Origin of the sequence: Flavobacterium praedii, from assembly GCF_026810365.1 — a bacterium.
Classification (GTDB): Bacteria; Bacteroidota; Bacteroidia; order Flavobacteriales; family Flavobacteriaceae; genus Flavobacterium; species Flavobacterium praedii.
On sequence record NZ_CP113948.1, the window covers coordinates 1,811,631 to 1,836,376 of the forward strand.

The following is a 24,746-nucleotide window of genomic DNA, read 5'->3' on the forward strand; positions in this document are numbered from 1 at the left end:
GTATTCTGGTTATTTTTATTTTAGAATTGATTTGGCCAATTAACATTTACAAACCAGCAACAATCTCTTTTAATTGATTATCTAATTCAACGTTTGAAATAACATTAGCTTCAATATCAAAATTTTCATTAAAACTTGGCAGTGAGAAAACTGCTTTAATATCGGCAGTAAAACGAGGGAAATTATTTTTGGCAATTTCTAAAACACTAGCTCCACCTCTGGCACCCGGTGAAGTAGCCATCAATAACATGGGTTTATCTTGAAAAATTTTTCCGTTTATTCTAGAACACCAATCCACTGTGTTTTTGAAAGCGGCACTGTAATTACCATTATTTTCGGCAAGCGAAACTACCAAAACATCGGCCGATGCAATTTTATCCAAAAAGGCTTTCGCCAAGGGGTGTTGACCAATTACAATTTCCTTGTCAACGCTGAATAACGGCATTTCAAAATCATTTAAATCCAACACTTCCACTTCAGCATTTTTAAATAAATCCGAAGCATAAGTGGCCAATTTTTTATTTATGGAATTTTTACTTGGACTTCCGGCAAAAGCTATGATTTTCATATATTCATTTTTTAAGGTTTATCTATTTCAAAAATTTCTTTTTTTATTTCGACAGAATATTCATTTGGAAAAATTTTACCGCCATACGTTTTCGCATACACCTTGGTAAACTCAGCACCAAAGTAAAGAATTATAGCCGAATAATATACCCAAACCAAAATAATTATTACCGAACCCGTAGCACCATATATAGAACCAATAGTAGAATTCCCAAGATAATAACCAATGCCAAATTTACCTACCATAAACAATATTGCAGTACAAGCAGCTCCAAAACAAGCATCTCGCCATTTTATAATCCCGTCTGGCAATGTTCTAAAAATAATGGCAAAAAGCAATGTGATTATGCTAAAGACAATTACCGAATTAATGACATAAAATAAGTAAATCGTACTTTCTGGAAAATATAATTTCAACCTAGAATTTACTATATCCAATATAACATTTACCAATAAACTCACTATCATCAAAAAACCCAATGAAACAATCATCGAAAAAGACATCAATCGATTCTGGATAAACTTTTTAAACCCTTTATTCGGTTTGGCACGCAGTCCCCAAATATAATTGATTGAGCTTTGAATCTCCGCAAAAACTCCTGAAGCCCCAATTAGCAGCATGACAACTCCAAATACAGTGGCAAAAACAGTATTCCCAGACAGTTCAACATTTTTTATAGCCTCCTGAATTTGAACAGCGGCATCGTTACCAACCAAAGATTTTATTTGTCCATAAAGCTGCCCCGTGACGGCTTCCTCGCCAAAGAAAAAACTACAAATTGTAATAATAATGATTAAAAGTGGCGGTAGTGCAAAAATTGTGTAATACGCCAAAGCAGCACTTAGTTTTATAGCATTATCATCGATAAATTCTAAAGTTGTAATTTTAAGTAAAAACCAAGATTTTGACATTGAGTCTTTATTTAGCATACTATTTTAATTGAAAATTTAATCAAAGTTATACCAACCTTCTTACCAAAGTTTTACATAATTATTTTTATTTTTTACAACTTTAAAAATACTTTTTAAATTAAAATTCTATCTTAAATTAATTATTAATCCAAAACAAATCAATAAAAAAACCTGCAAAATGACTCTTGCAGGTTTTTATCTATTTTCTTTATTCTTTTCTCTATTTTCTAGAAACTACACATTAAATCTAAAATGCATTACGTCTCCATCTTTTACGATATATTCTTTTCCTTCTACTTTGAATTTTCCTGCCTCTTTGCATTTGGCTTCCGATCCGTAGTGAATAAAATCTTCGTATGCAATTACTTCGGCGCGGATGAAACCTTTTTCAAAATCGGTATGGATAACCCCAGCTGCTTGTGGCGCAGTAGCTCCAATATTGATGGTCCAAGCACGTACTTCTTTGACACCAGCAGTAAAATAAGTTTGTTGTTTTAATAATTTGTAAGCTGCACGAATTAAAACAGATGCTCCTGGCTCGCTTAATCCCATATCTTCAAGAAACACTTGACGCTCTTCGTAACTTTCCAATTCGGTGATATCGGCTTCAGCACCTACAGAAAGTACTATTACTTCTGCATCTTCATCTTTTACCAATTCACGAACTTGATCTACATATTTATTTCCGTTTACTGCTGAATTTTCATCCACATTACAAACGTACAATACAGGTTTTGCAGTAATCAATTGAAAACTTTCCAACAATAGTTCCTCGTCATTATTTTGAGGCAATACTGTTCTAGCAGATTTTGCTTGTAAAAGTGATTCTCTAATTCGATCTAAAAAAGCTTTTTCAGTCTGCGCCTCTTTATTACCAGTTTTGGCAGCACGATTTACTTTTTCCAAACGCTTTTCAACGTTTTCAAGATCTTTCAATTGCAATTCGATATCAATAGTTTCTTTGTCACGAATAGGATTTACATTACCGTCAACGTGAACAATATTATCATTATCAAAACAACGCAATACGTGAATAATAGCGTTACACTCTCTAATGTTTCCCAAAAATTGATTTCCTAAACCTTCTCCTTTACTAGCTCCTTTAACCAATCCAGCAATATCAACGATATCTACTGTCGCCATTTGAACGCGTTCTGGTTTTACCAACAATTCTAATTTTTCAATTCTTGGATCGGGTACATTTACCACACCAATATTAGGTTCGATAGTACAAAAAGGAAAGTTAGCACTTTGCGCTTTTGCATTCGATAAACAATTGAATAATGTTGATTTTCCAACATTTGGTAACCCTACAATTCCTGCTTTCATAGTATGTATGTTTACAAATAACAGTTTTCTGTTACCTGTCTTTTAGTAATTCCTTTTTTAAAGTTTGCAAATATAAGATATAAAGGTGTTACTCCACAAGTATTAAGCCCTCGTTTTCATCCTTACCGTTTAAACGGATACTAGAAGTACTAAAATCACAAGATCATAATAAAAAATAGTATAGTATCCTGCTATATCTATTCATTTAATATGAATGTATTTTTTAGTCTGTCATCTAAAAAAACAGAACTTTTTATATCACTACAAATATAAACTGCAGTAAAATAATCTCAATTAAACCAAGAATATTTTAGATTTCCTCTGTAAATTATTTTATACAAAAAAAAGAAAATCATAAAATAAACCCCAAAAATTATCGATTACTTTTTTTACAATAAATAGGATTGCATCAAATTACCATATTAGCAAATACACCTTACTTTTTAGATAAAAAACAACATTACATATATTTTATGTTAATATTATGTTATATTTGACACAATACTAATTAACCAATAACCAAACCAATACCTAATTATGAAAAAAATCACACTGCTATTCTTTTTATTAAATGCTACTTTCCTGCTAGCTCAAAAAGAAATTTCTGGAGTTGTAAAAGACAAAACAGGAACACCACTACCAGGCGTTAATGTACAGGAAAAAGGAACAAAAAATGGAGTTTCTACTGATTCAGAAGGAAGCTACAAACTAACGGTAAACGAAGGAGCCACCATAATCTTTAGTTATATAGGATATACAACGGTTGCCAAGCCTGCAAACGCAAAAATTATAGATATTGAACTGGAAGAAGACAATGCTGGCCAAAAACTGGATGAAGTTGTTGTAACAGGAACTCGTACTGCCCCTAGAAGTAATACAACGAGTGCTTTACCAATTGATATTTTATCTTCAAAGGATTTAGCAGCAACAGGCCAAGCAACATTTGATAAGGCATTACAATATAAGATTCCATCCTTTAATACAGTTCAAACTCCAGTAAATGATGCAACATCATTATTAGATCCGTATGAAATTAGAAATATGGGGCCTAGTAGAACTCTAATCTTAATTAACGGCAAACGTAAAAATTTAAGTTCATTATTGTATGTTCAAACCTCTCCAGGTCGTGGTGAAACAGGTGCAGATATTTCCGCCATTCCTACAGACGCCATCGAAAGAGTTGAGATTCTAAGAGATGGAGCTTCTGCTCAATACGGATCAGATGCAATCGCTGGTGTAATGAACATTATTTTAAAAAAGAATAGCACAGATGGATCTGTTACTTTACGAACAGGTATTACAGCTGAAGGAGATGGTGAAATGCTTGGAATAACAATAAATAATGGTACTACTGTAGGGGATAATGGTTTTTTAAATTACACTATCGATTTCTCTAAAGTTAAGTTAGCCAATAGACCAGGAACAGTTGATGCTGAGGGCGATTTCAACGATTTCTTAAAAGTAAATCCGGATAGTTCTTCTAGCTATATAAATGATGACAATACACTAGGTGGGACAGATTTAACTGGATTAAGTGATGCGCAAATAGAAACTGTTTTTGATGGATACAAAGGATCTCCAGATTACAATACTAAATTAGCTACAATCAATCAAGGTAATATAGACGGAAAAAAATCAGTAGATGATTTTCTAAAAGAAAAACCAGACGGCGGAAATATAAATGGTTCACCTGAGACAGCAGCTGCAAAATTCTCTATAAATGGTGGAAATGACATAAATGAAACTACTCAAATGTATTATAATGCTGCTTATGTTTATAAAAAAGTTAGCTCATTTGCAAACTATAGAACTCCATATTGGAGATCTATTAAAAATCCTTTTGAAAATACAAGTATCCCAAATTGGGGAATTGGATCAACTTATCCTACTTACTTAAAAGACTTTTTTAGTAATGGTTCTGCTGCAGCATATAGAGGTTATGTACCTACTTTTGTTGGAGATTTAAATGACTACAATGCGACTTTAGGTTTCAAAACTACAAAAAATGGATGGAATACAGATGTAAGTATAACAACCGGCGGAAACAGTCAAACTTACACAGTCGAAAATTCTCAAAACAGATCTGGAATTATAGATCCTGACACGGGTGAAAATGTTTATCAAGAAAATAGTCCAATTACCTTCAAACCAGGAGGAACTTCATTTAACCATATCGTTGGTAATATCGATATTTCTAAAACACTTTCAGACCACATCAGTATAGGCTTTGGATCAGAGTTTAGAACAGAAACTTTTGGGGTGCAAGCAGGAGATCTAGCTTCGTATGATGGTTTAGGCGCAGATTCCTTTGCAGGAAATCGTCCAGAAAATTCTGGAAAATGGAATCGTTACAATTTGGGTCTTTATCTAGATGTAGCCTATGATGTAACCAAAGACTTTTTAATAAACGGAACCGTTCGTTATGAAGACTACAGCGATTTTGGAGATGCAACAGTATGGAAATTGAGTTCAAGATATAAGTTCCTAGATGATAAAGTAACTTTGAGAGGATCACTTTCAACTGGATTTAGAGCACCAACCTTACACCAAATTTATACTCAAAAATCACAATATTCTTTTGTTCCAGGACAAGGAATTCAAGTAAGCGGAATTATAAATAATGTCTCACCTCAAGCACGTCAATTAGATATTCCTGAATTATCTCCAGAAAAATCAACAAACATTACAGTTGGTTTAGGATCAAAACCATTCAGAAATTTCAATTTCACACTTGACTATTACAACATCAAAGTAGAAGACAGAATTGTATTAGGAGACAAACAAAATACAAAATTTGGAACTGTTGCATGGTTTTCAAACTCATTCGACTCAAGAACTTCAGGATTAGATGTCGTAATGAATTATAATAATTTAGGTATCGGATCAGGTAAATTAGGACTGGCATTATCAGGCAATGTAACATTTCAAAATAAAAGAATTTCCGGCATACGACCTGGAGATAGCTTCAGTCCAACTTTAGACGCTTTAATGTTTACCTCAAGACCAGAAACTAAATGGATTTTGGGAGCTAATTACGAAATAGGGAAATTTGGTTTTTCTCTTAACAATACTTATTTTGGAAAAACTACTTTCCATCAAGATGGTTTAAGTGATGGTTTGAATACTCAATTTATCCCTAAAATTGTTACTGATTTAGGAATTAACTTTTCAGCAACAGATAAGTTGACTATAGCATTTAATGTAAATAACATTTTTAATGTCTTGCCAGAGTGGGAATTCATTACTGCCGATGGAAAAACTTTTTCAAAAAATGATCCTAGTTTAAAAACTGCTAACAACTTAATTACTTTCAACGGTCGTTATGATACAACCACTTATGATGGATCTCATTTCAGTCAATTGGGAACCATGCTTAATCTATCATTAAACTATAAATTCTAATTTGAATTCCTATTTTCAAAAGAGCTATCTTCGGGTAGCTCTTTTTTTATTGCATTTAATTATCTAAATTTATACTCATCAATTCTACAATTATGGCAAATTTATTTACTGGTAAAATGGCCGCAATATTTGATGCCATGTACCAAACGTTTATCGATTATGACGAAGAATATGAGTTCTACAATACCTTAATACAGGAAGAAAACTGTAAATCAATTCTTGAAATTGGCAGTGGAACCGGTAATTTGGCCAAACGTTTTCAAGAAAACAATCAAGATTATACAGGACTCGATTTTAGTCAAAGCATGATAGCTATTGCGCAAGAGAGAAACAAAAACAGCCTATTTATTCATGGAGATATGCGTAAATTTGACCTCAAAAACCCTGTAGATGCTATTATAATCACCGGAAGATCTACGAGTTACTTGATCAATAATGACGATATCAATAGAACTTTTGAATCGGTTTTTAAAAATTTAAACCCAAATGGTGTTTTGATTTTTGATTTTATTGATGCCAATCGTTTCATACCATTTTTAAAAAAGAATGAAATTATTCTTCATGAAGCTTCCTATGAAGGAATCAATTATATTCGAGAAAGTCACTGGGAAATAACACCAATGGAAAATTTTTTATTGGAATGGAGTGCACAATATTTTAAAATCACAGATAATGAAAGGGAAATTCTCTTAGATGATTTCTCAACTGTTCGCGTTTTTACGTTAAACGAAATAGAACTTTTTCTGTATCTTAATAATTTCGAAATCATAAAAACCATTGATAGAAAAACATACGCCTATGACACCTATGTTATTATGGCTCGAAAAATAATTTCATAAAAAAATCCCAAGTGTAGTACTCAGGATTTTGATATCAATTATTTTGTCAAAAAGACTATTCGTTGTGTAGAAATGCTTGTCTGTTTAATAAAGTTTCTTCAGTCTCAACGTGATTATCATCTGGAATACAACAGTCTACTGGACAAACAGCAGCACATTGAGGTTCATCATGAAAGCCTTTACATTCTGTACATTTACCGGGTACAATGTAATACACTTCATCAGAGATTGGTGTTTGTGCAGCATCCGAATCTACTTCAGTGCCATCAGGCAAAATAACTTTACCCACAAGTTTTGTACCATCTTTATATCTCCAATCATCAGCTCCTTCGTATATTGCAGTATTTGGGCATTCTGGTTCGCATGCCCCACAATTGATACATTCATCAGTTATTATTATTGCCATCTTTTTAGATTAGAATTTTGAAGTTTGAAATCAGAAGTAAGTTGTTTTGCAAATTCACTTTTGACTTATAACTAATTAAAGCTTATTTTTGCGCAAAATTACAATCAAAACTTTTCATAAACAAACATTATGACATTAGAAACAAAAAAAAGTGTTTTTGTTGAATTAGGCAAATTTTTGAGTCAATTCAATGAAGGAAATTGTGCAAAACGCGAAAATGTATTCGGTAATGATTTATTTTTTGAAAAATTCATTGATTTAATTCAACTTTCTCAATCGCATAATGGCTGGTATACTCCTGAGCAAGTTTATTTCTCCATACAATCTTGGGCCGAAGCATTAACAGATGATAATTTAGAAAAATGGCTTTCTAATTATGACTTACAAAACGTAAAAACCAAAAAAGTGGCACTTATTTTGGCAGGGAATATTCCTCTAGTTGGATTTCATGATTTTCTATCAGTTTTAATTACGGGACATGAAGTTTTAGTAAAAACATCTTCAAATGACCAACATCTTTTGCCGTTTTTGGCAAATTATCTGACAGCAATAGAACCAGATTTTAAAAATAAAATAAAATTTGTAGATGGAAAACTAGAAGGATTTGATGCTGTAATTGCCACAGGAAGCAATAATACGGCACGTTATTTTGAATATTACTTTAAAGATAAACCTTCAATTATAAGAAAAAACAGAAATTCAATTGCTGTACTAAATGGTAAAGAGACCAAAGAGCAGATGGCTGCATTGGGCGAAGATATATTCAGATATTTCGGATTAGGATGCCGCAATGTTTCCAAACTTTTTGTCCCGAAAGACTACTCTTTTGAACCTTTTTTTGAAGCTATTTTTGAATACCAAGATGTGATACATTATGAAAAATACGCCAATAATTACGATTACAACAAAGCTGTTTTCTTGATGAGTAATTTTAAATTACTAGACAATGGATTCTTGACAATAAAAGAAGATCCGAGTTATGGTTCGCCAATTACGAGTGTGTTTTACGAATATTATGAGAATTTAGAAGATTTAGAAAACCGTTTAGAAAACGAAAAAAATCAAATTCAGTGTATCGTGAGTAACCATCTTGTAAAAAACAGCATTGAATTTGGAACCACTCAAAAACCAAATTTATGGGATTATGCAGATAATATTGACACTATCTCGTTTTTGTCAACAATATAATGCAATGCATTTATATTATTACGAATAATTTAATACTTTTTCAGCACTTATTCCCGAAATTTGCACTTTGTGATTTTAAAGACAAATTACAATTTGAAATCGTTATGGGTCCTAATTCCAAAATAACATGTAGACCAGCGATTTCGTCCAAAAATGAATTGGAACAAATAAAAAACAAATAGTAACTACACCATGAAAAAACACAACTACAGCGCAGGACCTTGCATTTTACCACAAGAAGTTTTCGAAAAATCAGCTCAAGCCATTCTAAATTTTAACGATTCTGGCTTATCACTTTTAGAAATTTCCCATCGTAGTAAAGATTTTGTAGCCGTTATGGAAGAAGCTAGAGAACTTGTTTTAGAACTTTTGGATCTAAAAGGAAAAGGATATCAAACTATATTCCTAGGAGGAGGTGCCAGTCTAGAATTCTTAATGGTTCCATATAATTTAATGAAAGAAAATGGAAAAGCTGCCTATTTAGACACTGGAACTTGGGCATCTGCTGCCATAAAAGAAGCCAAAATCTTTGGAGACACTACTATTGTTGCCTCTTCAAAAGAACAAAATTACAACCATATCCCAAAAGGATACACTATACCCGCTGACGCAGAATATTTCCACTGCACTAGTAACAATACCATTTTTGGAACTCAAATGAAAGAATTTCCTTCAACAAACATACCTGTTGTATGTGATATGAGTTCTGATATTTTTTCTAGAAAATTAGATTTTTCAAAATTTGATATTATTTATGCTGGAGCACAAAAAAATATGGGACCTGCAGGTACCACTTTGGTAGTTATCAAAGAAGAAATTCTAGGTAAAACAGGACGTACTATTCCGAGTATGTTGGATTATGCCAAACACATCAAAGCTGACAGCATGTACAATACTCCTCCGGTTTTTCCAGTTTACGCCTCTTTATTAACCTTACAATGGTTGAAAAAGCTAGGAGGAATTGAGGCTATCGAAAAAATAAATGATGCAAAAGCAACTTTGCTTTATACAGAAATAGACAGAAACCCATTGTTTAGAGGAACTGCAGCGGTTGAGGATCGTTCTAATATGAATGCAACCTTTTTATTGAACGATGAATCACATGCAGCTAAATTTGATGAAATGTGGAAAGCAGCAGGAATCTCTGGTTTACCAGGACATCGCTCTGTTGGAGGCTATAGAGCTTCGATGTACAATGCACTTCCATTAGAAAGTGTACAGGTACTTGTCGACGTAATGAAAGAACTAGAAAGTAAAATATAATCAATTAATCGTTATCGAAAATAATCAATATAACGAATTGATTTTAAAGTAATAATTTATGTTAACCATCATTTAAATAATTAAATGGTTGACCAAATAAACTCAAAATGAAAATATTAGCAAACGACGGCATTTCAAAAAGTGGTATTACTTCTTTAGAAAAAGCCGGTTTTGAAGTTATTACAACAAAAGTAGCACAAGAGCAAGTAGCAAATTTTGTAAACAAAAATAACATAAGTGTTCTATTAGTCCGAAGTGCCACAAAAGTTCGCAAAGACATTATAGATGCCTGCCCCAATCTTAAAATAATTGGTCGTGGCGGTGTCGGGATGGACAATATTGATGTTGACTATGCCAAAAGTCAAGGAATTCATGTTATAAATACTCCAGCCTCATCATCAGAATCCGTTGCTGAATTAGTCATTGCCCATTTATTTACAGGAGTACGGTTCTTACACGATTCCAATAGAAATATGCCACTTGAAGGTGATACCAATTTCGACGGTTTGAAAAAAGCGTATGCAAATGGTATCGAATTAAGAGGGAAAACACTCGGAATTATCGGTATGGGGCGCATTGGTAAAGCAACTGCAAAAATAGCCATTGGTCTTGGAATGAAAGTAATTTATAGTGATACTCATATTCCTAAAAAAGATCTCAAAATTTCATTTTTTAACGGTCAATCTATAACACTATCTCTTGCTTCTGAACCTCTAGAAAATGTATTCGCAGACTCAGACTTCATATCCTTACATGTACCCGCACAAGATGGCTACGTCATAGGTGAAAAAGAGATAAAAATGATGAAAGATGGAGTTGGAATTGTCAACTGTGCAAGAGGTGGTGCAATTGATGAAGTGGCATTAGTAAAAGCACTAGATGAAAACAAAGTTCTATTTGCAGGATTGGATGTTTATGAAAATGAACCTAATCCGGAAATTACCATTTTAATGAATCCTAAGATATCTTTAACTCCTCATATAGGTGCTGCTACAGAAGAAGCACAAGACAGAATAGGTAATGAACTGGCGCAACAAATCATTAGCTTTTTCAATAAGTCACTAGTGCACTGATACAAATCATTGATTTTTAACAATATAACGGTATTTTATTAATTAAAATTAATAGAATAGCGTTATTTTTTTATTAAATTTGAAATCTAATTTTAACTTTTAAACCTATGTTTGAACAATTGACACAATTAGTACAGCAGTATGGACAAGAAGTAGTTGTAAATAACAATGCAGTCCCAAATGAACATAACGAAGGAGTTATGAATGAAGCAGGAAATTCAATTTTTTCGAGCTTACAAAAAATGGCTTCCGAAGGAGGTATAGAACAACTAGCAGGATTATTACAAGGAAACAACGCCCAAAATCCAGAAAACCCAGCTGTTCAACAAATTACTCAACAACTTACAAGTAGCTTGGGAGAAAAATTTGGTTTAAGCAGTAATGTGTCCCAAGAAGTAGCAGGAAGTATGATTCCGCAAATTCTTGGTGGATTGGTAAACAAAGTAAATGATCCAAAAGACAGCTTTCAAATAACCGATTTAATTGGAGCAATTACTGGAAGTGGTACAGAAACCTCTGGAATTATGGATACTATTTCAAAATATGGAACACAATTTGGTTTAGACCAAAATGCCGATGGAAAACTAGACCTGAATGACGCTATTGCAGTAACAAAAAGCAGTGGTGGCATTGGTGGATTTCTAGGGAAACTTTTTGGAAAATAAAAAAATCTCAATTTTAAAATAAAAAAGGCATTTACAAATCAGTGAGTGTCTTTTTTTTAATACAAAAAAACATAAACACCACATTATCATTACAAAACATTTTTTTTATATAACTTTATGATTATTATTTTTTTTAAATTATTCAAACATCCATTATTATGAAAAATATAATTTACATAGTAATCATTCTTTTGACAATTATTGGATGTAACACTTCCAAACCAAAATTTTCAAATGATGAAAAACAAAAAACAGGAAGCAATGACACCATAAAAATTGCCAATGAAGAATTGAATTATGAAATAATTATCATAGAACCTGGTTTTGATTTTTGGCTACATTCAACAGCATATCCACGAGGATATCATTCCCAAGCTTATTTAGAAAACAAAAATAATATATTTGTTATGGAATGGAATAATCGAGTTAGACAACCCCAACTCTACCCTCCTAATTTATATGAAATGATAATAGATTATTCCCCTAATATTAATTATGGATATGAAGTTAACTATCTGCTTTATAATTACATGATATATTTTCAAAACAAATACAATCAAAAATTAAATGGATATGTCCCCCTACGATAATGTATACAAAACTGATTACCAAAATATTATAACCACATGAAATAGATTTTTTATTTTTACTTAAATCCATCTTACGCACAATTAGTCAATTTACCTAAGCATAGCGTTTAATGAAATCAATAAATTAAAAGAGCATCGCATTATACAATATCAGTCTATAAAATAAGATTAGGGCGTGACCCATTGCCTCGTCCAAAAAGACGAAACAATGGGTCGTGCTGTTCGCTCCCGCTTTTTTTTGATTCCGTAAAAAAACGAAATCAAAAAAAGAGCTCCACTACCATCACTCACGCAAAAAAGAAGTAACAAATCAAATTTATCCAAATAAAAAAAAGAAATTAGAATAAATTCAACCATTAAAACCTGTTATATTTGCAAAAAGGAATTAATTAAAAATGAAGCGATTAAAACAACGTTGGGGATTAACATCCAATTGGCAATTAGCCATAATATTTGTTGTTTTTGCCATTACAGGATCGGCTTCCGCATATTTGTCTCGACCATTTTGTATTTGGTTGGGAATTGGAAAAGAGGAACTAGGCCATTGGTATACTCCCATTCGATTATTGTTGATTTTTCCTATTTATCAAGTTTTATTGGTTTCTATAGGTTTCCTTTTTGGCCAATTTAAATTCTTTTGGGGATTCGAAAAAAAAATGCTAAAAAGTATGGGATTTGGTTTTCTTTTCAATGATAAATAAGGACATTTGAATTATCGGTTATCAGACAATTTTGAATACTCCGATAAATAATTCAACTTACTATTTTAAAACTTTTTTCGTATTCAATTTTCTACATTCAAAAAAACATAAAATATGACCACATTAAAAAAAGGAGATAAAGCACCAAAATTTTCAGGTACAGATCAAGACGGAAAAACGCATGAACTTGCTGATTATACTGGCAAAAAATTAGTTGTTTTCTTTTACCCAAAAGCTTCAACACCCGGTTGTACAGCAGAGGCTTGTGATTTAAGAGATAATTTTGAGCGTTTTCAAGCCAATAATTACGAATTGCTCGGCGTAAGTGCAGACAGCGCCAAAGCGCAAGCTAAGTTCAAGGATAAATATGAATTTCCTTTTCCTTTATTAGCCGATGAAGATAAAACGGTTATCAATGCATTTGGGGTTTGGGGACCTAAAAAATTTATGGGAAAAGAATATGATGGAATTCACAGAACCACATTTGTTATTGACGAAAACGGAATTATAACCGATGTGATTACAGATGTAAAAACCAAAGTGCACGCAAATCAGATATTGAAATAAGAACAAATGATTCTCAAAATAAAAAAAACTCCAATAAAAAACAATTTGTTCTTTTTGGAGTTTTTTTTTATATAAATGAAAATCTACTTTATATCTATTTGCTTATTTAGCTTCTATAATTGAATTAGGTTGATATCCAAAAAGGCGTTTTTCTTTAATGATTTCAGGTACCCCATCAGGTAACATCGATTCCCAACCTGGTTTACCAGCACTAATCATTTTTAATACTTCACGTGAGAACACCTCTAATATTTCAGGATTGTAATCTTCAATATCCACAACTTTTCCATTGAATTTAAAGAATTTGTAAAGTTCTTTCATTCTAGGATGCACTTTTAAATTTTCGGAAGTAATGATTTCTCCTTCTTCCCCCAACATTGGATATAAAAATACTTTCATATCACGATAAAATAATTTACCAAAAGCCTCCAAAATTCCTCCACTTAAATGGCGGTAATATTTTTCGTCGAATATATCCACTAAATTATTAACCCCCATGGCAAGCCCCATTCTGGCTTTAGTATAATTCGAGAAATATTCAACAACTTTGTAATATTCTTGAAAATTAGAAATCATTACGGTTTGCCCAAGAGAACAAAGTAATTCGGCACGATCCATAAAATCTCTTTCATCGATTTCTCCGTCGGAACGAAGATTCGATAATGTAATTTCAAAAATGACCAAAGTATTTTCTTTTTCTACTTTATTCTCTTCCAAAAACATCTTAAGAGATTGTTTGTACATGTCCATATTCACTTTGGTAACAGGACGAAAACTACCTCTAAACGCAAGTATGTTTTTTTTATAAAGAATAGATGCCGGTAAGATATTTTTACCCTGTGGATTGAACATTACCGCATCAGTCATTCCGTTTTTGACCAATTGCAGACTCATTAATCTATTGTCTACATCTGCAAAACGAGGACCTGAAAAATTGATAGTATCTATTTCAAGTTGATCTTTATCTAAATGATCGTAAAGGTATCGAAGTAATTTCTTGGGATCATTGTATTTGTAGAATGCACCATATATCAGATTCACTCCCAAAATACCTAAAGTTTCTTGTTGCAATCGTGAATCCGTTTCTTTGAAACGAATATGGATGATGATTTCGTTATAAGCTTCACTTGGGTCTAGTTGGTATCGAATGCCAACCCATCCGTGACCTTTGAATTGTTTAGCAAAATCGATAGTTGCAACAGTATTGGCATAACTAAAAAATAATTTATTAGGATGTTTAGTTCTGCTAAGTCGTTCTTCTATTAATTCTCCTTCAAAAGTTAGCATCTTTTTAAGTCTGCTTTCTGTTACATAACGACCGTCTTCTTCTATACCATAAACAGCATCACTAAAATCTTTATCATAGGCAGACATTGCTTTTGCGATGGTTCCAGAAGAACCTCCTGATCTAAAAAAATGTCTCACTGTTTCTTGACCAGCTCCAATTTCAGCAAAAGTACCGTATATATTTTCATTCAAATTAATACGAAGTGCTTTATCCTTTAAAGAAGGAATTTGCTCAATAACTTTGTCCCCTTTTAGTTTTATCTTTTTGGCTTCCATTTTTTTTCGTTTAAATTCGGCGATTATGTTACAAAGTTAATTAATTAGGCTTCTAATGAAAGAGAATTAATTCTATTTTTGTAAAAAAAAGAAACACAATTGAAAGTATATTTTTTAGGTACTGGAACATCTCAAGGTATTCCAATTATAGGTAGTGATCATGAAGTATGCAAAAGTACTGAACCTAAGGACAAAAGGCTCCGCGTTTCGGTATGGATTTCATGGAATGACTACTCCTACGTAATCGATTGCGGCCCTGATTTCAGGCAACAAATGTTAGCTTCAAATTGTAAAAAAGTTGATGGAATTTTATTTACTCATGAACATGCTGATCATACGGCTGGATTAGATGATATTCGGCCATTTAATTTCAAACAAGGAGCTATTCCAATTTATGCTCACAAAAGAGTATTGACTAATATTGAAAAACGTTTTGACTATATTTTTGAAACCGTTAATAGATATCCTGGCGCTCCTTCTGTAGAAAAACATGAAATAAAAAACAATACACCTATTTCTATTGGAAATAAAATAGCCGTCCCAATCAACGTAATGCATGGTGATCTTCAGGTTTTTGGTTTTAGAATAGATGATTTTGCGTATTTAACTGATGTAAAAACAGTAGAGGAAGTAGAAATCTCCAAACTAAAAAACCTCAAAGTACTAGTGGTAAACGCATTACGAATTGAGCCTCATAAAACACATTTTAATTTGCAAGAAGCACTCGATTTTATAGCTTTGCTGAAACCGGAGAAAGCATATTTAACCCATATTAGTCATATGCTAGGCTTTCACGAAGTGGTTCAAAAACAACTTCCTTCAAATGTTTTCTTGGCTTATGATAATTTAGAAATTACAATTTAATAGCATTTTTATGAAACAATCATTTTTCCTTTACGCCTTAATTTTGTCTTTGGTATTTAACATTTACACTTATATGTATTTGAGCAAAGAAGTGACTTTTGAACAAGAAAAATATAAAAAAACAACAACTAAATTAAAAGATAGTTTAGTATCTGTTACCAATAAATTATCTGATGTAGATTATTTTTCATTAGAAAAAAATGAAAATGCCCAAAACTACTTTGAAACGGCTAAATCTGAAAAAATACGAAATTACACAACATTAATTCCGTATGTTACGGCACAATTATTAGACTTGAATGCCAATCCAAAAGGGAATCCATATACAGGACAAGTACAATTGGGAGCTACTAAATTTTCGATAAACAAAATAAAGGTACTAAATAACCGCTGGATAATTGCTGACTACAGTGACGGAGAATATTGGGGAGAAGTATTATTGAAATACTTTATCAACGAAGATGAAAGTGTTTCATTCGAAGTTAATCAAACATTTTTATACCAAGCCCCCTAATTCCAAAAGGGGGATTTTTGTACGAAAACACATTTAGGTTATTCGGTTTTTGTTTCCCCTTCGGGGGTTAGGGGGCTAAGCCAGTTTTTTAAATCATAAAAATTTTGAGGAGCTACTCCATGGCCTACTGGATATTCTTTGTATGTGATTGCAATTCCAAGTTTCTCTAAAATACCCGGTGTTTTCCTAGCCCATTCAATTGGGATAACCTGATCTACTGTTCCATGAGATGCAAATACTTTAAGTTTGCTAAGGTTATTTTTTAAGTAATCATCGGTTATGATATCCAAATTGACATATCCACTCATTGCTATAACCTTATTGATTTTTTCTGGATACGAAAGTGCCACAGCATAACTCAAAATTGAACCTTGACTGAAACCTAATAGATTGACATCATTGGCATCTATTGGATAATTAGCCACCAATTCATCAATGAAATTTGAAATTAAATCTCTTGAAATTCGAGCTTGATCATTATCTGAGAATTTGTTTTGGTCAGCGTCAAAATTGATAGCATACCAAGCATAACTTCCATATTGAAGGTCATAAGGAGCTCGTGCTGAAATAACAAAATATTCTGCTGGTAATTCCGGTGCAAACGAAAATAAATCAGCTTCATTACTACCATATCCATGAAGTAACAGTAATAATGGATTTTTGTTAAGAATCACTTTAGGTTCTCGTATTTTATATTCTAAGGATAGTTTCATTTTGTGTATTTTAGTCCCTTAATTTATGAGGCAAAATTTAGAATTCAGATTTTGAAATGTATTTTTAAGAAATGCTTTTAAGCCATTTCTGAAAGTATTCTCCAAGTAAAGGGATTGGTTTTGTTTCCCCCTTGATGGCGCTAAAAATTCCGTAGGACCATAAAATCGAAATGAAAATCCACATAGGTGCAGAAATCATCAAACTATCAAAATTGCTTATTATTAATCCCAAAGAAATAAAAGTAAGCGTTAGTCCTAATCCTTGACGGATATGAAAGGAAGCAAATTCATTTTTATCTTCACTATTCATGGACATTGCAATTAATACGCCAATTCCTAAAATATAACTGGTAATTGCTGCTGTTTTTCCAGCTTCGATTGTATTGTTCATGTTGTTTGGTTATCCTAAAATTAATTTCCCTTGATTCAAAATTCCGTATGCTTTTCCTTTTAGATTAACACCTAGAAATGCAGAATTTTTTGATTTAGAAAGTATGTTTGCTTTTGTGAATACACTGTTTCCTTCGGGATTAAATAAAGTAATATTAGCTATTTCACCTTCGGCTAGGCTATTATTAGGGATACTGAAAATTGATTTTCCAAGAGTCAATTTCTCGATTATAGTTTCTAATGGGAGTACGGTCATCAATGCACCAAATGCACTCTCTAATCCGATAGTCCCGTTTTTAGCCAAATCAAATTCCATTTTTTTGTGTTCAATATCTATCGGATTATGGTCGGAAGTAATTAAATCAATCGTTCCGTCAAGAACTCCATTGATTAAGGCTTGTCTATCAATTTCGGTTCTTAATGGTGGAGTAACTTTATATCTAGAATCAAAACTTTCTAATTTATCATCAGTTAATACCAAATGATGTACCGTAGCGCTACAAGTTACATTTAATCCTTTTGCTTTAGCTTCTTTGATCAATTGTACAGATTTTGCAGTTGAAATTGTTGGAATATGCATTTTACCACCAGTATATTCTAATAAAAATAAGTTTCTGACTATTTGTATTTCTTCGGCTAAATCTGGAATGCCTTTCAGCCCCAAACGAGCCGAAACAATACCTTCATTTGCAACTCCATTCCCTTTTATTTTGTCATCTTGTGCAAAAGCAATTACGAGTCCATCAAAATCTTGTACATATTGCAAGGCAATTTTTAGCAAATTGGCATTGTCCAAACTTTTAGCATAATCTCCAAAAGCAACAGCACCAGAATTTTTCATATCAAATAATTCAGCCATATCTTTTCCTTCACTTTCTTTCGTTAAGGCCCCTATCGGAAAAAGCTGTGTAGCAAAACCATTGGCTTTATTTTTTACAAAATTAACTTGCGATTGATTATCTATTACAGGCAAAGAGTTGGGCTGTAAAGCAATGGCAGCAAAACCACTTTTGGCAGCAACATCTAAGCCATTTGCAATAGTTTCTCTATCTTCAAAGCCAGGTTCCCCAAGTGAAACACTACTATCAAACCAACCTTGTGAAATATGTAGATTTTCTAATTTTAATTCTTCAGAATTATCTGTATTTAAAAGTGATGTTCCGATTTTTTTCACAAAACCATCTGCAACTAAAACATCAACAGTCTGATTGTGAAAAGAACTATTTGAATCTATTATTTTGGCGTTTCGGATGATGATGTTCATATGTTATGTCGTTTACTTTTTAAAACTGTATTGTTACTTCACAAATTTGATAATTGCCATTTCTAAGGTTAAAAATAACAGTGCAAAGATAATAAACCATTTCCAAATTTGATTGTCACTTCGGCTGGTTTGTAGCGTATCAAAAATAGTTGAAATGGAATCACTTGTTTTATAATCGGATAGAATATTAAGATCGACTTGATCAAGATTACTTTCGGTTCTTGGATAGTTAAAACTGATGTTTTCGATTGCTTTTTTAGCATCATAAATGACATAATTCCCCGCTTTATCCGGAGAATCATCAAAGAACAACTGTACCTTATTGCTCAATAATTGTTGTACTGGAATAAAACTGTTTTCTTGGTTTTTTACTGTCAGGATTTCATCTTTCGACAATAAAACTGGAACAAAATATGAAGACTTATTTCCTATCGTAAAGGCATTAATTCCGTTATTTTGCTTGCTTAAAGCCATTTTATAAAATACAGGAACAATTAAAGGTGATTGCTGAAAATTTGAATTTGAAATATTTAACGGCGCTGAAAACACATAAACTGATGAAGTATTAATTCGGTCAGCCATTAAAAAAGGAGATTGATCCTCATAGTTCAAAACAGCTGAACTGTTAGTTGTTATTGTAAAATCTTTTTTGGTTTTAGGATATTGAAAATTATTGGTCTTACTTTCAAAAACTCCTGAAAATAAAGGATGACTAAAATTGATTTTGGTAATCTGTTTATCATTCGATTCTAATGATTGAAATTGCGTGGAGCCAAATTGTTTTAAAAATGAATTTAGATTTACAATTGAACCTCCTTCAGATGGAATTACAATTAAATTACCCCCTTTATTAACAAAGGATTTCAAAGTGGTTTGCAAGGCTTGCGGAATTTCGTCCAACTCATTTAAAACAATAGCATCTTGCTTGTCAATACTATTATAATCCAAAGCATTTAATGCAAAAGAAGCATAATTGAATTCATCATCGGTATAAATTCGACTTAAAAAATTATTTTTATCTAAGGCACCTATACTTAAGACATTTGTTTTTTTGATTTTTGAAATACTAAAAAACAATTTGTTATCATAAACTAAGTCATTGTCTTCTATTGAAACATAACCATGAAAAACCTGCTTTGGAATAGTGAAATTGACTGTTTCATTTTTATTCTTAAAGTTAAGTATCGTTTTAGCAATCAACTTATTTTGATTGTATAAAGCTACTGGAACAGGTTTAAAATCATTACTATAATTAGTAGTATTGATACTGACCTCATAAAAATCATCCAATGTTTGACGAATAAAAACACTGTCAATTGAAACGTTGTTTCTTTGTTCAGCCTTTGGAATAATAAAATACGGAATAATATCAGTCCCTATATTTTTTAATTGGTTTGATGTCAAACCAACAGCATCAGTAATAATTACAATGTCTTTTTTGAAAGCGGATTTATGTGCTTTTATTTTTGCAATACTATTATCGATTTGAAAAGGAGTTGCACTGTATTTAAGGTTTTGCAATTCACTGCGAATGGTTTTTATATCCGTATTCCAATAATTATCAGTATTGGTCAATAAAGAAAAATTAGTGCTTTCTGGGGTTTCTTCAAGTAATTCCTGAATGGCTCGTTTTAAAAGTTCACCTTTTTTTCCTTTGGTTTGCATACTAAAGGAATTATCAAGAATAATATACATTTCATTACTTGCATTTTTACTGTCTTTTGATTCAAAAAAAGGTTGTGCAAAAGCTAGAATAATAGCAGTAAGCAATGCTATTCGAGTAGCCAGAAGCAACCATTTCTTGATTTCGGAACTTTTTCTGGTTTGTATCGAAAGGGCCTTTAAGAATCGTACATTCGTAAAATATTCTTTTTTGAATCGTCTTAATTGGAATAAATGCACCAAAATTGGAACAATCAGCAGGAATAGAAAGTAAAGAATTTCGGGTTGTTTAAAATGCATTCTAAAGGTTTGTTTGCTTCAAAGATTTATTATGAAAGTATTCAAGGAATTCTGCCGTTCAAAAATACAAATTTGTAAACAGTTTTATAGGAAGTTGTAATTATTTTTCAAAACAAATAACAAAACATCACTTTATTAAATTAATTACGTAATTTTACTTTTGTAGCAATACCACTACAGTCAAATATGTATTTTTTTAATCTAAAATAGATTCAATATTGCAATATTCGAAATCAACTTTTGAAATAGATATATTTCAACAAGAATAACTGTACTAATATCAAATTCAATTAAAGCTTATGAAGCACACCTACCTTATTATTCTGTTGATTGTATCCTTTTTTACAATGCAGGCTCAGAAAAACAAACTTAATCTTGTCGTAGGAACTTATACTAAAACCTGTGAAAGTAGAGGAATATATGTGTATGAGTTTGATAGCAATAATGCCAATATTAGATTAAAAAAATCTTCGGACAGCATAATAAATCCTAGTTATTTGTCTCTTTCAAAAGGGAGTAAATTTATTTATGCAGTCAAAGAAAATGGAAATGAAAGTGAAATAAGTTCATTTGGATTTGATCCTTCAAGTGGAAGAATGAATTTCATTAATAGTGTAAATTCTAAAGGAGCTGATCCTTGTTACCTAATCAATGATGAAACAAATGTAATTGTTGCCAATTATTCTGGAGGTAATATTGTGGTTTTTGGTAAAAACTCAGACGGTAGTCTAACAGAAGCCAAACAAGTAGTTCAGCATTTTGGGAAAAGTGTCAATACAGAGAGACAAGAGAAACCCCATGTACATATGGTTTATTTTTCGCCAGATAAAAAATATGTATTGAGTAATGATTTAGGAACAGACAAGGTGTTTTTGTATGCTTATGAACCTAATGCAAGTACTGAAATTTTAACTTTAAAAGACAGTGTTTCTGTAAAAGCAGGAAGTGGACCAAGACACTTAATATTTAGTAAAAAAGGTAAATTTGTATATGTATTGCAAGAATTAGATGGTTCTTTGACAACATTCAAATATAAAAATGGTACGCTAACGCAAATCCATGAAACAACAATTTTACCAAATGATTTCAATGGAACCACTAGTGCTGCGGATATCCACATTACACCAAATGGGCGTTTTTTATACGCTACAAATAGAGGAGATGCCAATACAATTTCAATTTTTAAAGTTTTGAAAAATGGAAAATTAAAATCCAAAGGACAAACGAGTACTTTAGGCAAAGGTCCTAGAAATTTTGTAATAGATCCAACGGGTAAGTTTCTATTGATAGCACATCAATACTCAAATGATATTGTGATTTTTAAAATCAATAAAAGGAAAGGTACATTAAAAGACTCTGGGCAAAAAATAGAATTATGTTCGCCCGTTTGTTTGGTTTTTAGTGATGAGAAAAAGGAAAAATAAGAAGTAGCATTGCGTGCTCTTTTTCGATTTTCTACAAAAACACTAAGGAACACACTACTTTAAAAAAGTAGATTAACAACTCATTTACTACCAAAAAAAATAGCCTAGAGTAAACTTTAGGCTATTTTTTTTTACAAATTGAAAACTATTTATTTTTGTCTTTTCGTTTTTTATCTCTGGTTTTCAACATATTTCTATTTACAGAACCATGTGTTTTTTTCTTGGTAACTCCAGGCCCTCCAAGATTTACTTTTTTGTTCTTTTTACTTTTCTCTTGAAAAGCACCATCGCCTTCCAATTTTTGTTTTTTCATCAAAAACTTAATTGGCTGTCTGTCTTTTTCTGGCTCGATTAGTTTAGCTGATACTTCCACTTCTACAGGAAAAGTTTCAATGGGCAATTCGGTATTCATTAATATTTCGATCGCTACTTTGGATTCCTCTTCCCTAGGCGTAATAAAACTTATAGCGGTTCCTGTGGCATCTGCACGTCCTGTTCGGCCAATACGGTGCATGTATAATTCGGGCAATTCGGGCATCTCAAAATTGATTACATGCGTAATATTCGAAATATCCAAACCTCTGGCCATAATATCCGTAGTGATCAAACCACGAAGATTTCCTTCTTGGAAAGATGCCATAGTACTCAAACGATAATTTTGAGATTTATTGGAGTGAATAACACCAAACTGATCCTCAAAATCTTCTTCGATACGTTCGTGAACCATATCAGAAATCTTTTTATTATTTACAAAAACCAATACACGACTCATGTCTTCATTGTTTTGCAATAAATGTTTTAAAAGATTGATTTTGGTATTAAAATTTGGAACAAGATAACTTGATTGTGAGATATTTTCTAAAGGTGTTCCGGATGCAGAAAGTGTAACTTCTTCGGGATAATCGAAATAATCATTCAAAATCGCATCGACCTCATCCGTCATTGTTGCTGAGAATAATATGTTTTGACGTTTTTTTGGCATCATAGCCAAAATTGCGGTTAATTGAGTACGGAAACCTAAATTCAGCATTTCATCAAACTCATCGATAACTAGTTTTTGCATTTCCTCAAAACGAATCACATTATCCAATGTTAAATCCATGATTCTACCTGGAGTTCCTACAAGAATATCGCAACCTTGATAAACAGTTGTCTTTTGGGTGTTGATATTTACTCCACCAAAAATTCCAATTGTTCGAACCGACATGTATTTGGTCAATTTTTCAACTTCTTCTACAACCTGAACTACCAATTCTCTTGTAGGTACAAGAACCACAATTTTTGGAGTATGTCCAGGAGTAAATTTATATAATTTTAATAAAGGTAATAAATAGGCAAATGTTTTACCTGTACCTGTTTGTGCAATTCCCATCATATCACGACCAGACATTATCACAGAAAAAGTTTTTTCCTGAATTGGAGTTGGAGTCGTAAAACCTAAATCATCTATTGCTTTTTGGACAGATTTAGGGAGATTGAATTGTTCGAAAGTGCTCATTGTATGTAAATTTTGTGCAAAGATAGGTTTTTTGAAACTAAGGATAGAAAGGTCTTGCTAACTTTGATTGTAATTGATTTTGAATTAACAAAGAACATCGTTATACTTTGTCAACTAAATTATATAAAAATGAAAAAAAGTAAAAATAAACAAACCCCTATTGACTACTTTTACAAAAAGCACATAGAGGTTTTATAGTATTGAAAAGGAATATTAAAAAGACTTATGAAATATTACAACTCAGATTCGCATTAGAAATTTGCTACATCTGGTTTCTTCAGTAAAACCAAATACTTACACCTATTTTTTAAAATCAAAAACACAAAAATATTAGATACTTGATTACTATTTATTTTTGGCATTCACAGAACTTCATTTCCTTCTTGAAAAATAGTCTGTTCACATTGTTATTATCGAATAATCGAGCTTCGTAACGAAGCTTAAGCACTAATACTTACGGGCATTTCTTTTTGTTTTAAAATGTGATTATTTAAGGTAAACAAACGTTTTACTCTAAGCAATAACTCATTAGGATTAAAGGGTTTTGAAACAAAATCATCAGCACCTAAACGAAAAGCTTCAACCACTGTCCCTTCTTCTTCTCCTAGTGAAGAAACTACGATAACAGGTATATTTTCAAAAGTCTCTTTGGAATACCCTATTATTTCTAATCCAGATCGAAAAGGAAGCAATATATCAGTAATTATCAAGTCAGGAATAAGTTCAGGAATTTTTTCTATGGCGCTCAAACCATCCTTGCATGAAGTAACTTGATAGCCTTCTTTTTTTAGAATGAATTCAAGGATTTTAACCATCAACTCATCATCCTCTGCAATTAGTATTTTTAAATCTGAATTCTTTATGTTGTTATTTTTATTCATCATCTTTTGGATAGACTCGTTTTATTGAAATTTTTTTTTCACTGTAAAATGAATGTGTGATAAATCATTTTACTCACATTTACAACAATCGTGCCAAAACACCTAACTATATTTTTAAAAAGAACAAAACCTTCGATAAAGTCAACAAAAACGGCATAAAAAAATCGACCG

The 24,746-nt window shown here is 32.0% G+C and carries 23 protein-coding genes; 12 read left to right on the forward strand and 11 right to left on the reverse strand.

The features are described from left to right. Positions 1-46: 46 nt before the first annotated feature. The 3 genes from OYT91_RS07755 to ychF all read right to left on the reverse strand — a co-directional run bounded on the left by OYT91_RS07755 (position 47) and on the right by ychF (position 2,808). Positions 47-568 (reverse strand): NADPH-dependent FMN reductase, encoded by a 522-nt coding sequence (locus OYT91_RS07755; protein WP_269222308.1) that lies wholly within the window; start codon positions 566-568, stop codon positions 47-49. An 11-nt stretch (positions 569-579) separates the two neighbouring features. Continuing rightward, positions 580-1,497 (reverse strand): YihY/virulence factor BrkB family protein, encoded by a 918-nt coding sequence (locus OYT91_RS07760; RefSeq protein WP_281240182.1) that lies wholly within the window; start codon positions 1,495-1,497, stop codon positions 580-582. Between the two features lie 216 nt (positions 1,498-1,713). Further along, positions 1,714-2,808, reverse strand: a complete 1,095-nt coding sequence (gene ychF, locus OYT91_RS07765) for a redox-regulated ATPase YchF (protein ID WP_281240183.1) — start codon at positions 2,806-2,808, stop codon at positions 1,714-1,716. Positions 2,809-3,345: 537 nt separating this feature from the next. On the opposite strand from ychF, the gene OYT91_RS07770 reads away from it, so the two are divergent. Next, positions 3,346-6,210, forward strand: a complete 2,865-nt coding sequence (locus OYT91_RS07770; RefSeq protein WP_281240184.1) for a TonB-dependent receptor — start codon at positions 3,346-3,348, stop codon at positions 6,208-6,210. 92 nt (positions 6,211-6,302) lie between these two features. Continuing rightward, positions 6,303-7,049 (forward strand): class I SAM-dependent DNA methyltransferase, encoded by a 747-nt coding sequence (locus OYT91_RS07775; protein WP_269222304.1) that lies wholly within the window; start codon positions 6,303-6,305, stop codon positions 7,047-7,049. Between the two features lie 55 nt (positions 7,050-7,104). On the opposite strand, the gene OYT91_RS07780 is transcribed toward OYT91_RS07775, so the two are convergent. Beyond that, a complete protein-coding gene (locus OYT91_RS07780; protein ID WP_269222303.1) occupies positions 7,105-7,455 on the reverse strand; it encodes a 4Fe-4S dicluster domain-containing protein in 351 nt (116 codons plus the stop codon). A 129-nt stretch (positions 7,456-7,584) separates the two neighbouring features. On the opposite strand from OYT91_RS07780, the gene OYT91_RS07785 reads away from it, so the two are divergent. From OYT91_RS07785 to bcp, 7 genes are all read left to right on the forward strand, one after another. Beyond that, positions 7,585-8,643, forward strand: a complete 1,059-nt coding sequence (locus OYT91_RS07785; protein ID WP_281240185.1) for an acyl-CoA reductase — start codon at positions 7,585-7,587, stop codon at positions 8,641-8,643. A 192-nt stretch (positions 8,644-8,835) separates the two neighbouring features. Further along, positions 8,836-9,906 (forward strand): 3-phosphoserine/phosphohydroxythreonine transaminase, encoded by a 1,071-nt coding sequence (gene serC, locus OYT91_RS07790; RefSeq protein ID WP_281240186.1) that lies wholly within the window; start codon positions 8,836-8,838, stop codon positions 9,904-9,906. Positions 9,907-10,013: 107 nt separating this feature from the next. Further along, a complete protein-coding gene (locus OYT91_RS07795; RefSeq protein ID WP_281240187.1) occupies positions 10,014-10,979 on the forward strand; it encodes a D-2-hydroxyacid dehydrogenase in 966 nt (321 codons plus the stop codon). A 107-nt stretch (positions 10,980-11,086) separates the two neighbouring features. Next, complete coding sequence (locus OYT91_RS07800) at positions 11,087-11,644, forward strand: DUF937 domain-containing protein (protein WP_281240188.1); 558 nt, start codon at positions 11,087-11,089, stop codon at positions 11,642-11,644. 158 nt (positions 11,645-11,802) lie between these two features. Then, positions 11,803-12,234, forward strand: coding sequence for a DUF6146 family protein (locus OYT91_RS07805; protein WP_281240189.1), 432 nt, complete (start codon positions 11,803-11,805; stop codon positions 12,232-12,234). A gap of 395 nt (positions 12,235-12,629) precedes the next feature. Further along, a complete protein-coding gene (locus tag OYT91_RS07810; protein ID WP_281240190.1) occupies positions 12,630-12,935 on the forward strand; it encodes a DUF6787 family protein in 306 nt (101 codons plus the stop codon). Between the two features lie 114 nt (positions 12,936-13,049). After that, entirely contained in the window at positions 13,050-13,502 is a 453-nt protein-coding gene (bcp, locus tag OYT91_RS07815) for a thioredoxin-dependent thiol peroxidase (RefSeq protein WP_281240191.1), read from the forward strand. 102 nt (positions 13,503-13,604) lie between these two features. Here bcp and OYT91_RS07820 read toward each other — a convergent pair whose 3' ends face one another. Beyond that, positions 13,605-15,065, reverse strand: coding sequence for a TonB-dependent receptor (locus OYT91_RS07820; RefSeq protein ID WP_281240192.1), 1,461 nt, complete (start codon positions 15,063-15,065; stop codon positions 13,605-13,607). Between the two features lie 99 nt (positions 15,066-15,164). On the opposite strand from OYT91_RS07820, the gene OYT91_RS07825 reads away from it, so the two are divergent. Both OYT91_RS07825 and OYT91_RS07830 read left to right on the forward strand, forming a co-directional pair. Next, positions 15,165-15,929, forward strand: coding sequence for an MBL fold metallo-hydrolase (locus OYT91_RS07825; RefSeq protein WP_281240193.1), 765 nt, complete (start codon positions 15,165-15,167; stop codon positions 15,927-15,929). A 10-nt stretch (positions 15,930-15,939) separates the two neighbouring features. Beyond that, positions 15,940-16,443 (forward strand): hypothetical protein, encoded by a 504-nt coding sequence (locus OYT91_RS07830; RefSeq protein ID WP_269222295.1) that lies wholly within the window; start codon positions 15,940-15,942, stop codon positions 16,441-16,443. A gap of 38 nt (positions 16,444-16,481) precedes the next feature. Here the strand turns inward: OYT91_RS07830 and OYT91_RS07835 are convergent, their stop codons facing one another. From OYT91_RS07835 to OYT91_RS07850, 4 genes are all read right to left on the reverse strand, one after another. Then, a complete protein-coding gene (locus tag OYT91_RS07835; RefSeq protein WP_281240194.1) occupies positions 16,482-17,156 on the reverse strand; it encodes an alpha/beta hydrolase in 675 nt (224 codons plus the stop codon). 64 nt (positions 17,157-17,220) lie between these two features. Continuing rightward, positions 17,221-17,547 (reverse strand): hypothetical protein, encoded by a 327-nt coding sequence (locus OYT91_RS07840; RefSeq protein WP_281240195.1) that lies wholly within the window; start codon positions 17,545-17,547, stop codon positions 17,221-17,223. Positions 17,548-17,556: 9 nt separating this feature from the next. Beyond that, the gene (locus OYT91_RS07845; protein ID WP_281240196.1) at positions 17,557-18,810 is read right to left on the reverse strand and encodes a dihydroorotase; all 1,254 of its coding nucleotides are present in this window, start codon (positions 18,808-18,810) and stop codon (positions 17,557-17,559) included. Between the two features lie 33 nt (positions 18,811-18,843). Continuing rightward, positions 18,844-20,772, reverse strand: coding sequence for a vWA domain-containing protein (locus tag OYT91_RS07850; RefSeq protein WP_281240197.1), 1,929 nt, complete (start codon positions 20,770-20,772; stop codon positions 18,844-18,846). 299 nt (positions 20,773-21,071) lie between these two features. Between OYT91_RS07850 and OYT91_RS07855 the strand changes: the two genes are divergently transcribed. Next, the gene (locus OYT91_RS07855) at positions 21,072-22,196 is read left to right on the forward strand and encodes a lactonase family protein (RefSeq protein ID WP_281240198.1); all 1,125 of its coding nucleotides are present in this window, start codon (positions 21,072-21,074) and stop codon (positions 22,194-22,196) included. A 145-nt stretch (positions 22,197-22,341) separates the two neighbouring features. Here OYT91_RS07855 and OYT91_RS07860 read toward each other — a convergent pair whose 3' ends face one another. Both OYT91_RS07860 and OYT91_RS07865 read right to left on the reverse strand, forming a co-directional pair. Further along, positions 22,342-23,694: a DEAD/DEAH box helicase gene (locus OYT91_RS07860; RefSeq protein ID WP_281240199.1), complete on the reverse strand. Its 1,353-nt coding sequence runs from the start codon at positions 23,692-23,694 to the stop codon at positions 22,342-22,344. 440 nt (positions 23,695-24,134) lie between these two features. Beyond that, positions 24,135-24,578: a response regulator transcription factor gene (locus tag OYT91_RS07865; RefSeq protein WP_269222289.1), complete on the reverse strand. Its 444-nt coding sequence runs from the start codon at positions 24,576-24,578 to the stop codon at positions 24,135-24,137. Between the last annotated feature and the right edge of the window lie 168 nt (positions 24,579-24,746).